Annotated in this window: 16 protein-coding genes; 13 read left to right on the top strand and 3 right to left on the bottom strand. The window is 70.1% G+C overall.

Annotation, left to right across the window (positions count from 1 at the left end; all coding sequences use genetic code 11):
- Nucleotides 1-9 precede the first annotated feature (9 nt).
- Both CK951_RS19055 and hydA read left to right on the top strand, forming a co-directional pair.
- Complete coding sequence (locus CK951_RS19055; protein ID WP_096787782.1) at nt 10-1242, top strand: cysteine desulfurase-like protein; 1233 nt, start codon at nt 10-12, stop codon at nt 1240-1242.
- Between the two features lies 1 nt (nt 1243).
- Nucleotides 1244-2662: a dihydropyrimidinase gene (gene hydA, locus CK951_RS19050; protein WP_096787781.1), complete on the top strand. Its 1419-nt coding sequence runs from the start codon at nt 1244-1246 to the stop codon at nt 2660-2662.
- 210 nt (nt 2663-2872) lie between these two features.
- Here the strand turns inward: hydA and modD are convergent, their stop codons facing one another.
- Both modD and CK951_RS19040 read right to left on the bottom strand, forming a co-directional pair.
- Entirely contained in the window at nt 2873-3706 is an 834-nt protein-coding gene (gene modD / locus CK951_RS19045; RefSeq protein ID WP_096787780.1) for a ModD protein, read from the bottom strand.
- Nucleotides 3707-4042: 336 nt separating this feature from the next.
- Nucleotides 4043-4942: a LysR family transcriptional regulator ArgP gene (locus CK951_RS19040; protein ID WP_096787779.1), complete on the bottom strand. Its 900-nt coding sequence runs from the start codon at nt 4940-4942 to the stop codon at nt 4043-4045.
- A 72-nt stretch (nt 4943-5014) separates the two neighbouring features.
- Here CK951_RS19040 and CK951_RS19035 point away from each other — a divergent pair, with 72 nt between their 5' ends.
- Entirely contained in the window at nt 5015-5644 is a 630-nt protein-coding gene (locus CK951_RS19035; RefSeq protein ID WP_096787778.1) for a LysE/ArgO family amino acid transporter, read from the top strand.
- 253 nt (nt 5645-5897) lie between these two features.
- On the opposite strand, the gene CK951_RS19025 is transcribed toward CK951_RS19035, so the two are convergent.
- Entirely contained in the window at nt 5898-7436 is a 1539-nt protein-coding gene (locus CK951_RS19025; RefSeq protein ID WP_269770565.1) for a PAS domain-containing protein, read from the bottom strand.
- A gap of 911 nt (nt 7437-8347) precedes the next feature.
- On the opposite strand from CK951_RS19025, the gene CK951_RS19020 reads away from it, so the two are divergent.
- The 10 genes from CK951_RS19020 (at nt 8348) to CK951_RS18975 (ending at nt 18808) form a co-directional block, all read left to right on the top strand.
- Entirely contained in the window at nt 8348-11005 is a 2658-nt protein-coding gene (locus CK951_RS19020; protein ID WP_096787776.1) for a haloacid dehalogenase-like hydrolase, read from the top strand.
- Nucleotides 11002-12039, top strand: coding sequence for a UbiA family prenyltransferase (locus CK951_RS19015; protein WP_232520750.1), 1038 nt, complete (start codon nt 11002-11004; stop codon nt 12037-12039). The genes CK951_RS19020 and CK951_RS19015 overlap by 4 nt, the downstream gene beginning before the upstream one ends.
- A gap of 8 nt (nt 12040-12047) precedes the next feature.
- Nucleotides 12048-12500: a GtrA family protein gene (locus CK951_RS19010; RefSeq protein WP_157764676.1), complete on the top strand. Its 453-nt coding sequence runs from the start codon at nt 12048-12050 to the stop codon at nt 12498-12500.
- 186 nt (nt 12501-12686) lie between these two features.
- A complete protein-coding gene (locus CK951_RS21950) occupies nt 12687-13184 on the top strand; it encodes a ferredoxin-type protein NapF (protein ID WP_096787774.1) in 498 nt (165 codons plus the stop codon).
- Nucleotides 13178-13432 (top strand): chaperone NapD, encoded by a 255-nt coding sequence (locus CK951_RS19000; protein WP_096787773.1) that lies wholly within the window; start codon nt 13178-13180, stop codon nt 13430-13432. The genes CK951_RS21950 and CK951_RS19000 overlap by 7 nt, the downstream gene beginning before the upstream one ends.
- 13 nt (nt 13433-13445) lie before the next feature.
- Entirely contained in the window at nt 13446-15929 is a 2484-nt protein-coding gene (gene napA / locus CK951_RS18995; RefSeq protein ID WP_096787772.1) for a nitrate reductase catalytic subunit NapA, read from the top strand.
- A gap of 1 nt (nt 15930) precedes the next feature.
- Nucleotides 15931-16722, top strand: coding sequence for a ferredoxin-type protein NapG (napG, locus tag CK951_RS18990; RefSeq protein ID WP_096787771.1), 792 nt, complete (start codon nt 15931-15933; stop codon nt 16720-16722).
- Entirely contained in the window at nt 16719-17627 is a 909-nt protein-coding gene (napH, locus tag CK951_RS18985) for a quinol dehydrogenase ferredoxin subunit NapH (protein WP_096787770.1), read from the top strand. Before napG ends, napH begins: the two co-directional genes overlap by 4 nt.
- Nucleotides 17628-17644: 17 nt before the next feature.
- The gene (locus CK951_RS18980; RefSeq protein ID WP_096787769.1) at nt 17645-18091 is read left to right on the top strand and encodes a nitrate reductase cytochrome c-type subunit; all 447 of its coding nucleotides are present in this window, start codon (nt 17645-17647) and stop codon (nt 18089-18091) included.
- A gap of 12 nt (nt 18092-18103) precedes the next feature.
- Nucleotides 18104-18808, top strand: coding sequence for a NapC/NirT family cytochrome c (locus CK951_RS18975; protein ID WP_096787768.1), 705 nt, complete (start codon nt 18104-18106; stop codon nt 18806-18808).
- Nucleotides 18809-18932 lie beyond the last annotated feature (124 nt).

The following is an 18932-nucleotide window of genomic DNA, read 5'->3' as shown; positions in this document are numbered from 1 at the left end:
GGAGACATCATGACCGACACCCTGAACCTCGACCGCGTGCGCGCCCATTTCCCGGGGCTTGCGCGCGGCTGGACGCTTTTCGACAATGCGGGCGGCTCGCAGATCCTGCGCGGCGCGGTCGAGCGGATGACCGAGTTCCTCTACGAGAAGAACGTCCAGATCGGCGGCAGCTATGCGGTGTCGCAGGCCGCGGCCGAGGCGCTGGCCGCGGGCCGCGCCGCCGCCGCGACGCTGGTGAACGCCGCACGCCCCGAGGAGATCGTCTTCGGTCCCTCGACCACGGTGCTTCTGCAGAACCTTGCCCGCGCGATGCGCAGCCAGCTGTCGCCCGGCGACGAGATCGTGGTCACGATGGCCGATCACGAATCCAACATCGGCCCATGGATGGCGCTGCGAGAGTTCGGCATCGTGGTGAAGGTCTGGCCGCTCGACCGCAACAGCTTCACGCTGAAGCTCGACGACCTTGCGCCGCTGATGACCGACCGCACGCGGCTGGTCTGCGTCACCCATGTCTCGAACATCCTGGGCCAGGTGCATCCGGTGGCCGAGATCGCCCGCTTCGTCCACGACCACGGCGCGCGGCTCTGCGTCGACGCCGTGGCCTACGCCCCGCATCGCGCCATCGACGTGCAGGCATGGGACGTCGATTACTATGTCTTCAGCCTCTACAAGACCTATGGGCCGCATTACGCGGTGATGTATGGCAAGCACGCGCATCTGCTGGAGCTGGATACGCTCTATCACTATTTCTACGGCAAGGACCGCGTGCCCGGGAAGCTGGAGCCGGGCAACCCGAGCTATGAATGCGCCTACAGCGTGCTCGGGATCCGCGACTACCTGGCGGAGCTGGGGGGCGCGGCGGGCCCCGTCCGCGCGCGGATCGAGGCGGGTTTCCGCGCGATCACCGCGCAGGAGGACGCACTGGTCGCCCGGCTTCTGGGCTGGCTCGGCCAGCGCAACGATGTCCGCGTGATCGGACCCGCGCGCAACGAGGGCTCGACCCGCATCCCGACCATCGCCTTCCGCTTCCCCGGCCGCGATTCGGCGGCGCTCGCCCGCGCCATGGACGACCACCGCATCGCCATCCGGCACGGCGATTTCCACGCCCGCCGCCTAGTCGAGTCGCTGGACGAGATGGACGACGGCGGGCTGCTGCGCGTGTCGATGGTGCACTACAACACGCTGGACGAGGTGGACCGGCTCTGCGCCGCCTTCGACGAGATCCTGCGAAAGGCCGCCTGAGATGTTCGACCTCGTCATCCGCGGCGGCACCGTCGTCACCGCCTCCGACACCATCCGCTGCGACGTGGGCATCCGTGGCGGCCGCATCACGGCGCTGGCCGAACACCTCGGTCCCGCGCTCGACCAGATCGACGCCACTGGCCTCTTCGTGCTGCCGGGCGGGATCGACAGCCATGTCCACATCGCCCAACCCTCGGGCGACGGCATCGTCATGGCCGACGATTTCGAAAGCGGCACGCGCTCGGCCCTGCATGGCGGCAACACCACCGTCCTGCCCTTCTGTCTGCAACAGAAGGGCCAGTCCCTGCGCGAGGCGCTGGCCGGCTATCACGCGCTGGCCGAGGGGCGCTGCCTGACCGACGTGAGCTTCCACCTGATCGTCACAGACCCCACGCCATCCGTGCTGGGACAGGAACTGCCCGCGCTGGTCGAGGACGGCTATACCTCGCTCAAGGTCTTCATGACCTATGAAGGGCTGCGCCTGCGCGACGACGAGATCCTTGCCACGCTCGACGCCGCGCGATCCACGGGCGCGCTGGTCATGGTCCATTGCGAGAATGAGGACGCGATCCGCTTCCTGATCGGCAAGCACGAGGAGGAGGGCCGCCTCTCGCCGCTCGGCCACGCCACCAGCCGCCCCATCGCGGCCGAGCGCGAGGCCACCCACCGCGCGCTGTCGCTGGCCGAGATCGTCGGCGTTCCGCTGGTGATCGTCCATGTCTCGAACCGCGAGGCGATGGAAGAGATCGCCCGCGCCCGGATGCGGGGGATCAGGGTGGCGGGCGAGACCTGCCCGCAATACCTGATGCTGACGGCGGACGACCTTGACCGCGACGGCTGGGAGGGCGCGAAATTCGTCTGCTCGCCGCCCCCGCGCGACGCCGCCAGTCAGGCAGCCTGCTGGCAGGGGCTGGAGCAGGGGATCTTCGATCTCTACTCCTCGGACCATTGCCCGTTCCGCTTCGACGACCCGCAGGGCAAGCTGAACCCGAAGGGCACGCGCAGCTTCCGCTGGGTTCCGAACGGCATTCCCGGCGTCGAGACGCGGCTGCCGATCCTGTTCTCGGAAGGTGTGATGAAGAACCGGATCGACATCAACCGCTTCGTGGCGCTGACCGCCACGAACCACGCCAAGCTCTACGGGCTTTACCCGCGCAAGGGCACGATCGCGGTGGGATCGGATGCGGACCTTGCGCTCTGGAACCCGCGCGAGCGGCGCGTGGTGACGAACGACCGCCTGCACCACGGCGCCGACTACACGCCCTACGAGGGGCTGGAGGTGCAGGGCTGGCCCGTCATGGTGCTCCTGCGTGGGCAGGTCGCGATGCGGGACGGGGAGGAGTTCGTCCGCCCCGGAGCCGGCCAGTATCTGCCCCGCCAGCGGAGCCCGATGGCAGGAGGATCGCCCGCCGCAGGCTGACCAAGGCACCCGTCGCGACTGACCGGCCCGGGCTGGCCGGTGCAGGGCATCCGCGCGCTGCCGCGGCGGGCATGCCCGGGCTCACCGGGTCAAGGCCCCGCCGGCCGTGCGGGGCAGTCGTAGAGGCAACAGCCAATCCCGACACACGCCGGTCAGCGGCAAGGGACCGCCCGGTGCCGGATGGGGGCGCCCTTCTCGCGGCACGGCTGCTCAGGCGGGCTCCAGCGTCACCGCCACGTCGCGCGGCCGGGCGTGGTAGGGCGACGAGGTCACCAGAACGTCCGCGCCGGTGGCCGCATAATCGGCCGCATTGGCGGCCGTGATGCCCCCGGCAGCGGCCACCCGGACCCGCGCATCCGACAGCTCGGCCACCACCCGCGCGACCGCATCGGGAGCGAACTTCTCCAGCTGCACGACGTCGGCGCCCCATTCCGCCGCGCGTAGCGCCTCGTCGTGGCGGGTCACCTCGACCACGATGTGCCGCTCGGGGCAGGCGGCGCGCAGCCGCATCAGCTGGCCCTTCAGGCAGCCCGGGGCGAAGGCGCGGTGCTCGGGGAAGACCAGCACCGTGTCCGAGAGACCCGCACGATGGATCGTGGCGCCGCCCGCCGTGACCGCCTTGAGCGCCAGCGCCCGCGTGCCCGGCACGGATTTTCGCGTGCAGGCCACGACCGCGCCGGGCCGGGCGGCGGTCGCCGCATCGACCAGCTCGCGCGTTGCGGTGGCGATGCCTGCGGCCCATTCCACAAGCACCTGCGCCACCTTCCAGCCGGCAAAGAGCGCCTCGGCCGACCCTGCGGCGCCCAGGATCATGTCGCCCCGGGCGCGCGCCTCGCCCGAGGTGGCGGCGAGGTCGGCCGCGCAGCCCAGAAGTTCGAAGATCCGCCCCGCCTCCTCGACCGCGCAGAGGGTCATCGGGTCGCGCGCCGTCATCACGAGGTGGCCCCGCGACCGGCCGAAGCCGAGCGAGCGCGTCGTGAGGTCGCCGAAGGGGACGTCCTCGCGGATCAGGGCGAGAAGGGCCTGGTCGTCGATGAGAAACATGGGGGCTCCGGGATCATGAGGGGCAAGGGGTGCGGGGACGGCAGCCGAGCCGCGGCTGGCGGGGGCGGCGGTCAGGCGGACATCTCCGTTCCTCCGACCCGGTCCGCAGGTGTCCGTCCGCCATCTCCGCCCTCTCGCTATGTAGTTTGACAATACAGCGATAAGCAGGCCGCGTGCCAAGCCGGGTTTTCCTGTCCGGAGCGCGTGCGAGGCCCACGCCCCTGTCGAACCTCGGACAAAAAGCGACGGCGCATGTTGCATCTCCGACGCGGCGGCCGGCCGTGGCGGCACGGTTGCGACAAGCGGCACCTCCCGCCACGTGCGGAGATTGCCGTCTCAACCGGCCGGCACGAGACAGCGGCGCGCGGCCGCCGCGACCTCCTTCGTCAGCGCATCGAGAAGCCGGGCGCCCAGCCGCGCGTGCTGCCAGTGCAGCGGAACGTCGAGGAATTGGCCGGGCACCAGATCGACAAGGCGGCCAGCCGCGAGATGCCCTGCCGCGAGCGGCAACGGGTTCAGCGCCCAGCCGATCCCGGCAAGGCTCGCGTCAAGGAAACCCTGCGTCGAGGGCACCTGATGCGTCGGGCCCTCGGGCACCGGACCGAAGGTCTGTCGCACCCAGCGCGCCTGCAGCCCGTCCTTACGGTCGAACCGCAGGACCGGCGCGCGGGCCAGCGCCCCGGGATGCACGCCCTGCGGGAAGTGCCGGTCGAGGAAGGCGGGACTTGCCGTCGCGACATAACGGAGGGCGCCGAGCGCGCGCGTGCGGCAGCCCGGCACCGGGGCCGGTTCGGCGGTGACCGCCGCGAGCACCTCGCCCGTGCGCAGCCGCGCCGCCGTATGCTCCTCGTCATCCAGCACAAGGTCGAGGAGCGCCCCGGTCGCCTCGGCAAAGCGCGCGGCGGCAGGCAGGAACCAGCTGCCGAGCGAATCCGCGTTGACCGCCACCCGGAGCGTCGCAGGCCCCTCCTCCGGCCCCGCAAGCCGGGGCAGGTCGGCGGCCAGCTCGTCCTCGAGCAGGCGCACGCGCTCGACATGGGCGCAGAGCCGCGCGCCGGCCTCGGTCGGAACCGGCGGCTGGCTGCGCACGACCAGCGCGGCGCCGACCCGCTCTTCCAGCGCGCGGATGCGCTGCGAGACGGCGGAAGGGGTCACCCCCAGCCTGGCCGCGGCACGGTCGAAGCCGCCCTCGCGCACCACGGCGGCAAGGGCGGCGAGCAAGGGATAGTCCAGCATCCTTAGCCCTGCTTCATCAGCATTAGCATCCTGAACTGGACTACACCCGGCCGTCACGGCAAGGAAGCCGTCATGCAAGACATCGCCCCCTTCCTCACCGGTTTCGTCCTGTCCCTCGGCCTGATCGTCGCCATCGGCGCCCAGAACGCCTTTGTCCTGCGCCAAGGGCTTCGACGCGAGCACGTCGGAGCCGTCATCGCCTTCTGCGCGCTGGCCGATCTCGCGCTGATCGCGGTGGGGGTGGCGGGGCTTGGCGCAGTGCTGGGGCAGGCTCCGGCGCTGGTGGCGGCCCTGTCGCTGGGCGGGGCGGCGTTCCTCGGCTGGTACGGGCTTTCGGCCCTGCGCCGGGCCCTGCACCCCGAGCGGCTGGTGGCGGAGAACGGCGGCGAGGCGCTGTCGCTCGCCGGCGCGCTCGCCCGCGTCGCCGGTTTCACGCTGCTCAACCCGCATGTCTACCTTGATACCGTGCTGCTGGTGGGCTCGGTCGGGGCGGCGCAGCCCGAGGGTGCCCAGGTTCCCTTCGTCGCCGGAGCGGGGCTGGCCAGCATGGCGTGGTTCACCGTGCTCGGCTTCGGCGCCCGGCTGCTCGCGCCGCTCTTTGAGCGGCCGCTCGCCTGGCGGGTGCTTGACCTGCTGGTCGGGGCCACCATGATCCTGCTGGCGGCGGGCCTTCTGAACCATGTCCTGAACGGCGCCGCCTGACCGGAGCGCCCCGATGTCCACGCCCCCCGCCTTCCGCATGGAGGACCTGCCCGATCTTCATGCGGCGATCCTTGCGTCGCGTCCTGCCAACTTCGTCACGGGGGACAGCCGGCGGCCTGATGGCGACGCCGCTGCCGCTGTTCCTCGTTTCGGACGAGGGGCCGCTCGGCGCCCATGCTGACCGACCCGCTGTCGAAGGTGCGACGCGAGAAGACGGGGCGCCTCACGAAGCGACCTTGGGGCGCCGGCGGCATCAAGCCGACAGGCGAGGCTCTCCCCGATCCGCGCGTCGTTCGCGAAGCACGCCGGCGAGCCCGACGAACCGGCCCGCCTCGTCCCGGATCGGCGAAACCACCACCGAGACCTCGATGGAGGTCCCGTTCTTGTGGAGACGCCGCGTCTCGAAGGCGAAGCTCGCAAGACCCTTCGCGTGATCCCGCCACCGGGTCTCGCCGTCGGTCCTCAGGTCGTCCGGAACGAGCACCATGATGCTTCTGCCGACGATCTCCTCCTCGGTCCAGCCGAACAGGCGTTCGGCGCCCGGATTCCAGGAGGTGATGGCGCCATCGACCCCGGTCGTGATCAGCGCGTCGTCCATCGACCTGACGACCGCCTGAAGATGCGCCTGCCCGGATGGGTCCTTGCGGTCGGTGATGTCGGTGATCGTGCCGAGCAGGCGGCCGGGCTGCTGTGCCAATTGCCCGCGCAGGGCGATCCGGCGCAGCGACCCGCGAGTGTCGCGGATGCGCACCTCGATGTCGATCATGCCGATCACGCCGGCCTTGCGGCAGGCATCGCGGAAGATGGCGCGATCCTCCTCGAGGACATGTCGCTCCGCGGCATCGATGCTCCACGACGACGGCGGCGTGTCATAGCCGAAGATGAAGTCGTGCCGCGCGTTCCCCCGGACCGCCCCGGTGAGGAGATCCGCTTCCCAGACCCCCACCTGACCCGCTTCCACGGCGAAGGCCAGCGTCTCGTCATGTCGGGCGGGACGTTGCGGGCTGCGCCGCAGGTCATCGACCTCGGTGGTCGAGCCGTGCCAGCGCCGGATCAGGCCCTGACCGTCCCGCAGCGGGACAGCGAGCGAATGGAACCAGCGAAAGGTCCCGTCGCGCCGCCGCAGGCGGAATTCGCATTCGTGGGCGGCACCCCGCTTGACGCAGTCATACCAGGTCTCGACGACCTGTTCGCAATCCTTGGGGTGGATGAACGCGGCCCAGCCCATGCCCAGCAGCTCTTCCGCGGCAGCGCCGGTGTAGTCGGCCCATTGCGGGCTGATGTAGTCGCAGATGCCATCGGGGCCGCAGGTCCATGTCAGATGCTGCGGACCCTCGACCATCCCCTTGTGGTGGCCGGCGGCCGTGTCGCCCGGGTCAAGGGCCTGCGCCTGCGCGGACAAGCTGCGCACCATGGCCATGAACACCGGCCCGTCCGGGCTCTGCGCGCGGGAGATCGCAATGTCCATCGGGAAGCGGCTGCCGTCGGCGCGCCGGCCCTGCATCCGACCGAGCGTATGGGCCTGACGCGGGGTGATGCCGGTCATCCGGATCAGGCGCAACCGTTGGCGATGCCTTTCGCGCGACTCCTCGGGGATGAGAAGATCGAGCGGACGCCCGATAACCTGCCGGGCCGTATAGCCGAACATCCGCTCGGCCGCAGCGTTGAAAAGGATGATTCTCGCCGACAGGTCGATCACGACCACCGCATCCCTTGCCGCGCGAAGGATCTCCCGGGCCGTTTGATCAGCCAGATGAATGCGGACAGGACGTTCGGAGCTTTCGTCGATCACACTGTTCAACCGAAAGGAAATCGCAAGGGATGGAAGGGCGGGGCATGCTCCGGCAAGCTTATCATGGCGGCCCCCACCGGCAAAGAGGGAGGCTCGTGGCCGATGGCATGATCGGTCAGACCGGGTAGTCGCCCGGAATTCGAAGGAACAGGCCTGTCGGAAGTCCAGCCCTACGGCCAGAAACTGAACTTTCGGTGAAGGCCGCCGCTGCAGGGCGCGGTCCGGTTGCGGCCCGCTCCGGGCGGGATCGGTCAGCACGGACGAGTCCGATTTTCGTCCCCGGGCCGTCGCGGCGGGGCGGACGGGAACCGGGCGCCCGGCTTGCAGGCGCGCAGGGACTGCGAATCGACGCCGGGAGGAAGGACGCGACCGGGCAGCAGCGCCCGCCTTGCAGACGCGCCGAGACTATGACGGCGGTCGTGCCGCCTTCCGGGCCGGATGGGACGCCGCCAATGCGCCCCCTGCCTGCTTCGAGGCAGGAGGGGCGCGGCCAGTCTCCGTCCCTGCCCTCCGGCTCGTGCACGGGACGGCTGTCCTCTTCGCCGCCCTATACGCTGCGGCCGTCGTCCTATGGATCTGCCCGGCGCTTTCCTCGCGTCCAGCGGCGCCCCGGACGTTTCGCGCGATGCGCCCGGACCACCCCGCCGGATGCTGGCGGGGTTCTCCGCGCGGTCGATATCCGGCCTCCCATCGGCTCGGTCCTGCGCCAATCGGCCCGGGCGAAAGGACGAACGCCACGGCTAACGGACGAAAGCGGGTCAGGCCCACCACCTCCGGGGAGGGAGTTTCCGGCGGAATCGGTAATGGACCGGTAAGGGGTTCTGTCGCATCCTCGCGCCCATCGTTCGATTCAAGCCATTTGATGCTTCCCGTTTCGCCTCCTTCAAGGCAGGTCCACATGTTGCGTTCCAATGACGTCCACGCCTGATCCGGCATCCCTTGCCACGGCTCCGCCGCTGCCCGGCCGCCCGCCTCAACCCGCCGCCGGGATCGAGGCGGCGCTGGAGGGGCTTTCCACCGATCTCATGCTGGTCGTCGATCTCGACGGCACGCTCCTGGCCTCGGACATCCTGTACGAGACCTTCTGGTCGGCGCTTGGCCGCGACATGCTGGTGCCGCTGCACGCGGCCTGGGCGCTACGCGGGGGGCGCGCGGCCCTCAAGCGGCGTCTGGCGGCCGCGGCGTCCCTCGACGTCACGCGGCTGCCCTATGACCGGGCGGTGATCGACCTCGTCACCATCTGGCGGGAACGGGGCGGGCGCGCGGCGCTGGTCACCGCCAGCGATGCCGGGCTTGCCCGCGCCATCGGCGACCACCTGGGCATCTTCGACGAGATGCACGGCTCGGACGGCACGCGGAACCTCAAGGGGCCGGCCAAGGCGGACTTCCTCGGGGAGCGGTTCGGAATCGGGCGCTTCGTCTATGTCGGCGACAGCGCCGCCGACCTTGCGGTCTGGCCGCAGGCCGCGCGCGCCGTCACGGTGAACGCGGGCGGCACGCTGCGGCGGGCGTCCGAGGCTGCGGCGGCGTCGGTGGTGCATCTCGAGACGCGCCGGCCGACTGCCCGCGACCTGCTGCGGATGCTCGCGCCGCAGGCCTGGCTGATCGGCCTGCTGGTGTTCGTGCCGATGCTTCTCGCGGCGGGGATGCCGGAGGGGGCGTGGGCGGCGGCCCTTGCGGGCTGGCTGTCCTTCACCGCCGTGGCCTGGGGCGGCCAGCTGGTCGGCGATCTGCTCGCGCTCGACCGCGACCGGCGCGATCCCCGGCGGAAGGGGCATCCCTTCGCCTCGGGGGCGGTGTCCATCGCGCGGGGCACCCTGCTCGGGCCGGGGTTGATGGCAGCGGGGCTTGCACTCTCGCTGACGCTCGGCCCGCTGTTCGCCGGGCTGATGCTGGCGGCCGCGGCCCTCCTGACGCTTCTTCCGCAGCGGGCGGGGGCGGAGGGGCGGCTGGCGGACGGCGCGCGGCTGGCGGGGCTCGCCACTGTCGGGCTTTCCGCCGGAAGCGTCGTGGCGGGGGGCGGGGTTCCGCTCTGGCTGCCGGTCCTTGCGGCGTTGGCATTCTGCCTCGTGCCGGTGATCGGTCGGCCCGGTGCGGCGACGGCCCGCCTGCGCCCGCAGACCCTTGCGGTGACGCTGCTCTGCGCCCTGGTCCTCGCGCTGCCGACGGCGATGAACGGCGCGCCCTACCTCTATTTCGACAGCGCGGCCTACACCTGGTATCCGCACCACCTGGCCCATGCGGCGCTGCGCCTGCTGTCCGGTGCGCCGGCGCCGGACAGCCCGCCCGAGATCATCGCAGGCCGCTCGATCTACTACGGCGTGGTGCTCTATGCCGGATCGGCCCTCAGCCAGGGCTGGGCGGTCGTGGCGCTTCAGGCGGGCGTGACGGGATGGCTCGTGACGCTGACCTTCCGCACCTTCCTGCCCGAGGGATGGGAGCGGGCGGCGCTGCTGTCCGCCGCGGGGCTGGCGGCCCTGACGCCCGCCGCCTTCTTTGCCGGACTGATGATGCCGGACGTCTGGGCCGGGCTGATGATCCTGGCCGCGGCCCTTCTGCTGGCGGCGCAGGACCGGTTGTCCCGCGCCGAGCGCCTGTCGCTCTGGCTGGTGCTGGCCTTCTCCGGCCTGTCCCACAGCAGCCATCTTGCGCTGCTTCTGGCGGGCGCCTCCCTCGCGGCAGGGGCGCTGGTCGTTCCCCGGCTGCGGCCGCATCTGGCGCCCGCGGGACTGGCGGCGCTGGCTGCCGCCATCGCCATCAGCATCCTCGGGCAGATGGGGGCCTCGGCGGCGACGCGGGTGCTGACGGGCGCGCCACCGCAGCCGCTGCCGCATGTCACCGCCCATCTGACGCATCTGGGACCCGGCACACAACTGATCCGGGAGACCTGCCCCGACAGCGGCTTTGCGCTCTGCACCTTCGCCGACCGGCTGCCCGTGCACTGGATCCAGTTCCTGTTCGACGCCGATCCCGCGACCGGCGTGTTCTGGCCCGCGTCGCCCGAGGTCCGCCGCGCCCTCGCGGAAGAGCAGGGCCGGTTCGTGGCCGAGGTGATCCGCACCCATCCGGTCGAGACGCTCGGCGGGCTGGCGCTGGACGGTCTGGCGCAGCTGGTGACCCTGTCGATCGAGGACATCCCGATGCGGCCGGAGCGGGCCAGGTTCCTCGCCGACAACTTCTCGCCCGCCATGGCGGCCCAGACGCAGGCTTCGGCGATGTATCGCAGGCCCGAGCTGCGGCATCTGGTGACAGGGCTTGCCTATGCCAGCTTGGTGGGCGCCGTGCTCGCCATCGGCTGGCTCGGCCGGCGCCGGCCGACCCGCCCGGGGGCGGCAGCGCCCCTCGTTCCGATCGGAGTCCCGCACGCCGGCGCCGGTCTCGCGGCCTTCGTGGTGATGGTGATTGCGGGACTGGTGCTCAACGGGCTGATCTGCGGCGCCCTCGCCTCGCCCTATGGCCGGTTCCAGGCCCGCGTGATCTGGCTGCTTCCCCTGATCGCCGCCCTTCTGGGCGCGATCCGCCTGCGCGACATTCCCCTTCCCGCTTTTTCCCGGAGACGCATTTCATGACGACAAGCGACCTGACCGCATCGGGCAGCGCCCGGACATCCCCGCGCATGATCGCGGGATTCTCCGACTACCTGCGGATCGCCCGCTTCGACCACATGACGAAGAACGTCTTCATCCTGCCCGGCATCGCGCTCGCGCTGCTGCTGCGCGGCAATGCCACGACCGAAGGGCCGCTGGACATCCTGTGGAACGTCGTGATCGGCTTTCTGGCGGCCGTCGGCGTCGCCTCGGCGAACTATGTCATCAACGAATGGCTCGACCGCGACTTCGACCGCTTTCACCCCGAGAAGTCGCAGCGCGCCGCCGTGCAGCGGCGGATGTTCGGGCCGCTCGTGCTGCTGGAATACCTGCTGCTGCTGGGTGCGGGGCTGGCGCTGGCCTCGCTGGTAAACGACGCGCTGTTCGCAGCCTGCCTGCTGCTGGCGGTCTCGGGCATCACCTACAACGTGAAGCCGATCCGCACCAAGGACCGGCCCTATCTGGACGTGCTGTCCGAATCCATCAACAACCCGATCCGGCTGCTGATCGGCTGGGCGATGGTGGATGCGGGCAGCCTGCCGCCGGTCTCGCTGCTGCTGGCCTTCTGGTTCGGCGGCGCCTTCCTGATGAACTCCAAGCGGCTCGCCGAATATCGCGACATCGTGGCAAGCGACGGGCGCGAGACGCTGGGCCTCTATCGCCGCTCGTTCCGGCACTACAGCGAGAACCACCTGTCCGTGGCGAACCTCGTCCATGCGCTGCTCTGCGCCTTCTTCGTCGCGATCTTCCTGATCAAGTACCGGATCGAATACATCCTGCTGTTCCCCGGCATCGTGACGCTGTTCGCGGTCTACTATGCGCTGGCGCTGACACCGAACTCGGTCGCGCGCAAGCCCGAGAAGCTCTATCGGGCGCGGCCGGTGATCCTTGCCTCGGTGGCGACCACGGTCCTGTTCGTCTTCGCCACCTTCGCCGACATTCCGGCGCTGGAGGTGCTGGCGAGCCAGCACTTCATCGAGACCGGCGCGCTCCACCTGCTTCCCAGCCGACCGTGAGGCGGGGCGTGAACCGCGTGCGGGTGATCGGCGACCGGCTGCCGCCGGTGCTGCGCCGGCTGATCCAGTACGGGCTGACGGCAGGCGTGGCGGCGGTGGTGGACGTGGGGGGCTTCGCGCTGCTTCTTCCTGCGGGGGTGCCGATGGTGCCCGCTGCCACGATCTCCTTCCTGCTGGCGAACGTGGTGAACTACCGGCTGACGGCCTCCTTCGTGTTCGGCACCGCGCCGAGCCTGCGGCGCTATCCGAAGTTTCTGGGCGCCGCCGCCGCGGGCCTTGTGGTGAACGTGGGCGTGACGGCGCTGGCAGCCGGCATGCTGGGCCTTGCCCCTGTGGCGGCCAAGGTCGTGGGCGTGGGCGTCGCCTTCTTCGCGAATTTCGCGCTGAACGCCCTGATCGTGTTCCCCTCCACCGGGCAGGAGGAGCCGTCCGGCGCGAAAGGCAGGACGGCGCCGCGCTGACGGCAGGGCGCTGCCCGGCCGTCACTTTCCGGGTCACGGCCCTCGTGCAGCGGGGGCCGGCGGATCGGCGTGACATCGGCCAGGCATGACACGGCCAGGTTGACTCATATCAAGGCGGCTTCGTGGCGGTCCGGGATACCTCGCTGGATAAGGGACAAAACGTCTCGCCCATTTTGCCAGGTCCGCATGCCCAGCCCGTCCAGCCGCCGCGCGATTCTCCGCGGGCACTTCCTTGAAAGCCTGCATCCTCGCCCGCCGGGCGCGGGACTGGCCGCGGACTTCGCCCGGACCTGCACCGGCTGCGGCGACTGCGCCCGCACCTGCCCCGAGGGCATCATCCTGCGCGATCGCGACGGCCTGCCGGTCCTCGACATGGCCTCCGGCGCCTGCACCTTCTGCGGTGCCTGCACCCGCGCCTGCACCGCCGGCGCGCTGGAGCCCGGCGCCCCATTCCCGTGGCGGGTCGCGGCGGGGCCCGACTGCCTCGAGGCGACGGGCACCCAGTGCCGCGCCTGCGAGGATTTCTGCGACGCCTCCGCCATCCGCTTCCGCCCGCAGACCGGCGGCCGCGCGCTGCCCGTGATCGACGCGGACATCTGCACCGGCTGCGGCGCCTGCATCGCCCCGTGCCCGGCCGGCGCGCTGGCGCTCGTTCCCCTCATTCCGGAGACCCGGCCATGCTGAACATCTGCGGCTGCCTCGTCCAGACGCTGCCCGACAGGACCGAGGCGGTGATCGCCGCCATCGACGCGACCGAGGGCGGCGCCGTCCATGCGCACGAGCCCGGGCGCATCGTCGTGACCATCGAGGATACGGAAACGCGCCGCGCCTCGGACCAGATCATGGACCTGCACCAGATCCCCGGCGTCATCGGCGTGACGCTTGCCTACCACCATTTCGAGACGCCCGAAGTGGCGTCCGCGACCCTCTGACGGGAGAACCAGCATGACCCTTTCCTCCTCGCGCCGCTCGTTCCTGAAGGCGACCGCCGCCGCGGCGACCGCTTCGGCCGCGGGCATCCCGCTGGCCGGACCGGCACAGGCCGCCACGGACGGCATCCGCTGGGACAAGGCCGCCTGCCGGTTCTGCGGCACCGGCTGCTCGGTTCTGGTCGGCGTGAAGGACGGCCGCGTGGTGGCGACGCAGGGCGACCCCGAGGCGCCGGTGAACCGCGGCCTGAACTGCATCAAGGGCTATTTCCTGTCCAAGATCATGTACGGCAAGGACCGGCTGACCACGCCGCTCCTGCGCAAGACCAACGGCGTCTACGACAAGAACGGCGAGTTCGTGCCCGTCTCGTGGGACGAGGCGTTCGACATCATGGCCGAGAAGTGGAAGGCCACGCTGAAGGCCAAGGGGCCGGAAGCCATCGGCATGTTCGGCTCGGGCCAGTGGACGATCTGGGAAGGCTACGCCGCCTCGAAGCTGATGAAGGCGGGCTTCCGGTCGAACAACCTCGACCCGAACGCGCGGCACTGCATGGCCTCGGCCGTGGCGGGCTTCATGCGCACCTTCGGCATCGACGAGCCGATGGGCTGCTATGACGACCTCGAGGCGGCGGATACCTTCGTGCTCTGGGGCTCGAACATGGCCGAGATGCACCCGATCCTGTGGTCGCGCATCACCGACACCCGACTGACCAAGCCGGGCTGCGAGGTCCATGTCCTGTCCACCTTCGAGCACCGCTCGTTCGAACTCGCGGACAACGGGATGGTGTTCACGCCCCAGACCGACCTCGCGATCCTGAACTACATCGCGAACCACATCATCCAGACGGGCGCGGTGAACTGGGACTTCGTGAACAATCACACCACGTTCATGAAGACCAGGACCGGGATCGGCTACGGCCTGCGCCCCACGCATGCGCTGGAGGACGGGGTCGATCCCAAGACCACCGGCGACATGGAGCCGATCACCTTCGAGGAGTTCAAGGCGGCGGTTTCCGAATACACGCTCGAGAAGGTCGCGGCGCTTTCCGGCGTGCCGGCCGAGAAGCTGGAGCGGCTGGCGAAGCAATATGCCGACCCGAACCGCAAGGTCATGTCGCTCTGGACCATGGGCTTCAACCAGCACACCCGCGGCTCGTGGGTGAACTCGAACTGCTACAACGTCCACCTGCTCGTCGGAAAGATCTCGGAACCCGGCAACTCGCCCTTCTCGCTGACCGGCCAGCCCTCGGCCTGCGGCACGGCGCGGGAAGTGGGCACCTTCTCGCACCGCCTGCCCGCCGACATGGTGGTGACGAACCCGGAACACCGCCACCACACCGAGGAGCTCTGGGGCCTGCCCGAGGGCACGATCCCCGAGAAGCCCGGCGCGCATGCCGTGCTGCAGAACCGGATGCTGAAGGACGGCAAGATCAACGCCTACTGGGTGCAGTGCAACAACAACATGCAGGCCGCGCCCAACATGAACGAGGAAGGCTGGCCGGGCTACCGCAACCCCGAGAACTTCATCGTCGTCTCCGACCCCTACCCGACCGTGACCACGATGGCGGCCGACCTGATCCTGCCCACCGCGATGTGGGTGGAGAAGGAAGGCGCCTATGGCAACGCCGAGCGCCGCACCCAGTTCTGGCGCCAGCAGGTGGAAGCCCCCGGCGAGGCGCGCTCGGACCTGTGGCAGCTGGTCGAATTCTCGAAACGCTTCAAGGTCGACGAGGTCTGGCCGGCCGAGCTTCTGGACAAGAAGCCGGAACTCCGCGGCAAGACGCTGTACGAGGTGCTCTATGCCAACGGCGTGGTGAACCGCTACCCGCTGGAGGAGACCGCGGAGGGCTTCGGGAACCAGGAAAGTCGGCACTTCGGCTTCTACCTGCAGAAGGGCCTGTTCGAGGAATACGCGGCCTTCGGGCGCGGCCACGGCCACGACCTGGCCGAGTTCCAGACCTACCATCAGGCGCGCGGCCTGCGTTGGCCGGTGGTCGAGGGCAAGGAGACGCTCTATCGCTTCCGCGAGGGCTATGACCCCTACGTCAAGGCCGGCGAGGGCGTGAAGTTCTACGGCAACAAGGACGGCAAGGCCAAGATCATCTTCGCCCCCTACGAGCCGCCGGCGGAAAGCCCGGATGCCGATTACGACCTGTGGCTGGTCACGGGCCGGGTGCTCGAACACTGGCACTCCGGCTCGATGACGCGTCGGGTGCCGGAACTGCACCGCGCCTTCCCCTCGGCGCTGGTCTTCATGCACCCCGAGGATGCCGAGGCGCGTGGCCTGAAGCGCGGGCAGGAAATCGCCATCTCGACCCGCCGCGGCCGGGTGCTGAGCCGGGTCGAGACCCGCGGGCGCAACAAGATGCCGAAGGGCGTCGTGTTCTTCCCGTGGTTCGACGAGGGGCAGCTGGTGAACCAGCTGACGCTGGATGCGACCTGCCCGATCTCGAAGGAGACCGACTACAAGAAGTGCGCCTGCAAGGTGGAGCGCGCCTGACATGGCCGCCCGCCCCGCTTCTCCCATCGACCGACGGCGCTTCCTGACGGATGCGGCCCGCGCGGCGGCGGGTTGCGCGGTGGCGGGCTCGCTTCTGGCGCTTTACGCCCGCGACGCCCGTGCGCTTCCGGCCGAGGCGCTGCGCCCGCCGGGGGCGCTGGCCGAGGAGGATTTCCTTGGCGCCTGCATCCGCTGCGGTCTCTGCGTCCGGGCCTGCCCCTATGACACGCTGTCGCTTGCCGAACTGGGCGACGGGCCGGCCACCGGCACCCCCTTCTTCACCGCCCGCGCCATCCCCTGCGAGATGTGCGACGACATCCCCTGCGTCGTGGCCTGCCCCACCGGCGCGCTCGACCCCGGCCTGACCGACATCGACCACGCGAAGATGGGTGTTGCCGTGCTGGTGGATCAGGAGAACTGCCTGAACCTGCTGGGCTTGCGCTGCGACGTCTGCTACCGCGTCTGCCCGGTGATCGACCGCGCGATCACGCTGGAAAGCCAGCACAACGCCCGCTCGGGCCACCACGCGATGTTCCTGCCCACCGTCCACGCCGAGCACTGCACCGGCTGCGGCAAGTGCGAGCAGTCCTGCGTGCTGCCCGAGGCCGCGATCAAGGTGCTGCCCGTGCGCCTCGCGCGTGGGAAACCGGCCGAGCACTACCGCCTCGGCTGGGAGGAGATGGAGAAGAAGGGCGCCCCGGTGGTCGAGGGTATCGTGGACCTGCCCGACCGGATGCCCGAAGATGTGCCCGACTTCCAGCCGCTGATGCAGCTTCCGGGGGGCCGGCCATGAGCGCGCACAGTCCCGGACATGCGGCCGTGGCCCGCAAGGGGTGGCTGCGCGCCCACCGCTGGCTGGTCCTGCGGCGACTGTCGCAGGCGGTCTTCCTCGGCCTGTTCCTGCTCGGCCCTTGGGCCGGGATCTGGTGGGTGAAGGGCGACCTTGCCGGCTCGATGACGCTCGACGTGCTGCCGCTGACCGACCCGCTCGTGCTGCTGCAGGGGCTGGTCGCGGGGCATTGGCCCGAGGCGACGGCGCTTATGGGCGCGGCGATCGTGGCCGCGGGCTATGCGCTGATCGGCGGTCGGACCTATTGCTCGTGGGTCTGCCCGGTGAACCCGGTCACCGATGCCGCCCACTGGCTGCACGCCCGCCTCGGCCTGCCGAAGGGCTGGCAGCCGAAAGCCTCGACCCGGCTCTGGCTGCTGGTCATGGTCCTTGCCGTCTCGGCCCTGACGGGCACCATCGCGTGGGAGCTGGTGAACCCGATCACCATGCTCCAGCGCGGCCTCGTCTTCGGGATGGGCGCGGGCTGGGCGCTGGTCGCGGCGGTCTTCCTGTTCGACCTTCTGGTCGCGCGGCGCGGCTGGTGCGGCCGGCTCTGCCCGGTCGGGGCCTTCTACGGACTGCTGGGCGCGAAGTCGCTGATCCGCGTCTCGGCCGCCAATCGCGCGGCCTGCGACGACTGCATGGACTGCTTCGCCGTCTGCCCCGAGATGGCGGTGATCACCCCCGCCCTGCGCGGCACGACCGCCGACACGCCGATCATCCTATCGGGCGACTGCACCGACTGCGGCCGCTGCATCGACGTCTGCGACAAGGACGTCTTCCGCTTCACCCATCGTTTCGACGCGCGCCCCGCCCCGGGCCGCGATGCTGCCACCCCCTTCCCGGCCGGCCCCAGCCGCGCCGCATGAGACCACGGAGACCCGCCATGAAACCGATCGCCTTCCTCGGCGCCCTGACCCTTCCCGCAGCCCTCGTGGCGGGCCTTGCATTCGCCCAGTCGCAGGCGCCCGTCGCCGCGGGGGTCGAGTCGCTCCGCGGCGCCCAGCCCGACGAGGAGATCGCCACCGCGCCGGTCTTCCATCAGGACAAGCAGCGCTTCGTGCGCAACTACCGCCTGCAGCCGCCGCTGATCCCGCATTCCATCGACAAGTACCAGATCGACCTGAAGGCAAATGAATGCCTCGGCTGCCACGAGTGGCGCACCTCGGGCGACCGCGGCGCGCCCACGCTGTCGATGACGCATTACCAGAACCGCGACGGCGTGCAGACCGACACGGTGGCTACCCGTCGCTGGTTCTGCAACCAGTGCCACGTTCCGCAGGCCGACGCCCCCGCGCTGGTCGAGAACATCTTCCAGTCCTCCGGGCAGTAAGGACCGACGCCGATGTCTGACACTGCTTCCCGTCCCGGCCTCCTCCGCCGGATCTGGCGCTTCCTCGCCTCGCCCTCGGGCATCTTCTCGCTCGGGCTGCTGCTCATCGCGGGCTTTGCCGCGGGCGTGCTGTTCTGGGGCGGTTTCCACACCGCGCTGGAGATGACCAACAAGGAAAGCTTCTGCATCTCGTGCCACGAGATGAACGACAACGTCTTCGCGGAATATCAGGGCTCCATCCACCAGAACAACCGCTCGGGCGTGCGCGCGACATGCCCGGACTGCCACGTTCCGAAGGAATGGGGCCCGAAGATGCTGCGGAAGATCAAGGCCTCCAAGGAGCTTTACGGCCACTTCATCAGCAAGTCGATCTGGACGCCCGAGAAGTTCGCCGAACGCCGCATCGAGCTTGCGGCGAACGAATGGACGCGGATGAAGAAGAACGACAGCCAGGAATGCCGCAACTGCCACAACTTCGGCTTCATGGACTTCACCATGCAGGAGAACCGGGCGGCGGCCGACCACCAGCGCGCGCTGGACGCGGGCAAGACCTGCATCGACTGCCACCAGGGCATCGCGCATGACCTGCCGGGGAACTACCTCGACCGCTACCAGCAGGTCGTGCAGGACCTCGAGTCCCGCGGCGCCATCCCGGCGCGGAAGCCGCAGGATGCAGCCGAGGTCTCGGCCTATCTTGACGAGGTCTCGGGCGGCTGATCCTGTCCGTCGGGTCGGGCGCCACCGGGCGGTGCGGCAACGCTCCGCCCTTGACCTTGTGCCGCCGCCCAGTCGGGCCGCGCGCCCCCGGATGGCGGCGGGCTGCCCCGACGCGCCACGGCAC

It is taken from the genome of Rhodobacter sp. CZR27, assembly GCF_002407205.1.
GTDB lineage: Bacteria > Pseudomonadota > Alphaproteobacteria > Rhodobacterales > Rhodobacteraceae > Cereibacter_A.
The sequence above is the reverse complement of the archived record's forward strand: the minus strand, read 5'-3'. Positions and strand labels throughout refer to the sequence as shown.

Excerpts from the sequence above, each read along its gene's own strand:
- modD (WP_096787780.1), bottom strand. The coding sequence starts at position 3,706 with ATGTTTCTCATCGACGACCAGGCCCTTCTCGCCCTGATCCGCGAGGAC.
- CK951_RS18975 (WP_096787768.1), top strand. The coding sequence starts at position 18,104 with ATGTCTGACACTGCTTCCCGTCCCGGCCTCCTCCGCCGGATCTGGCGC.
- CK951_RS19040 (WP_096787779.1), bottom strand. The coding sequence starts at position 4,942 with ATGCTGGACTATCCCTTGCTCGCCGCCCTTGCCGCCGTGGTGCGCGAG.
- napG (WP_096787771.1), top strand. The coding sequence starts at position 15,931 with ATGGCCGCCCGCCCCGCTTCTCCCATCGACCGACGGCGCTTCCTGACG.
- CK951_RS19035 (WP_096787778.1), top strand. The coding sequence starts at position 5,015 with ATGCAAGACATCGCCCCCTTCCTCACCGGTTTCGTCCTGTCCCTCGGC.
- CK951_RS21950 (WP_096787774.1), top strand. The coding sequence starts at position 12,687 with ATGCCCAGCCCGTCCAGCCGCCGCGCGATTCTCCGCGGGCACTTCCTT.
- CK951_RS19055 (WP_096787782.1), top strand. The coding sequence starts at position 10 with ATGACCGACACCCTGAACCTCGACCGCGTGCGCGCCCATTTCCCGGGG.
- CK951_RS19015 (WP_232520750.1), top strand. The coding sequence starts at position 11,002 with ATGACGACAAGCGACCTGACCGCATCGGGCAGCGCCCGGACATCCCCG.
- napH (WP_096787770.1), top strand. The coding sequence starts at position 16,719 with ATGAGCGCGCACAGTCCCGGACATGCGGCCGTGGCCCGCAAGGGGTGG.
- CK951_RS19000 (WP_096787773.1), top strand. The coding sequence starts at position 13,178 with ATGCTGAACATCTGCGGCTGCCTCGTCCAGACGCTGCCCGACAGGACC.
- CK951_RS19020 (WP_096787776.1), top strand. The coding sequence starts at position 8,348 with ATGACGTCCACGCCTGATCCGGCATCCCTTGCCACGGCTCCGCCGCTG.
- napA (WP_096787772.1), top strand. The coding sequence starts at position 13,446 with ATGACCCTTTCCTCCTCGCGCCGCTCGTTCCTGAAGGCGACCGCCGCC.
- CK951_RS18980 (WP_096787769.1), top strand. The coding sequence starts at position 17,645 with ATGAAACCGATCGCCTTCCTCGGCGCCCTGACCCTTCCCGCAGCCCTC.
- hydA (WP_096787781.1), top strand. The coding sequence starts at position 1,244 with ATGTTCGACCTCGTCATCCGCGGCGGCACCGTCGTCACCGCCTCCGAC.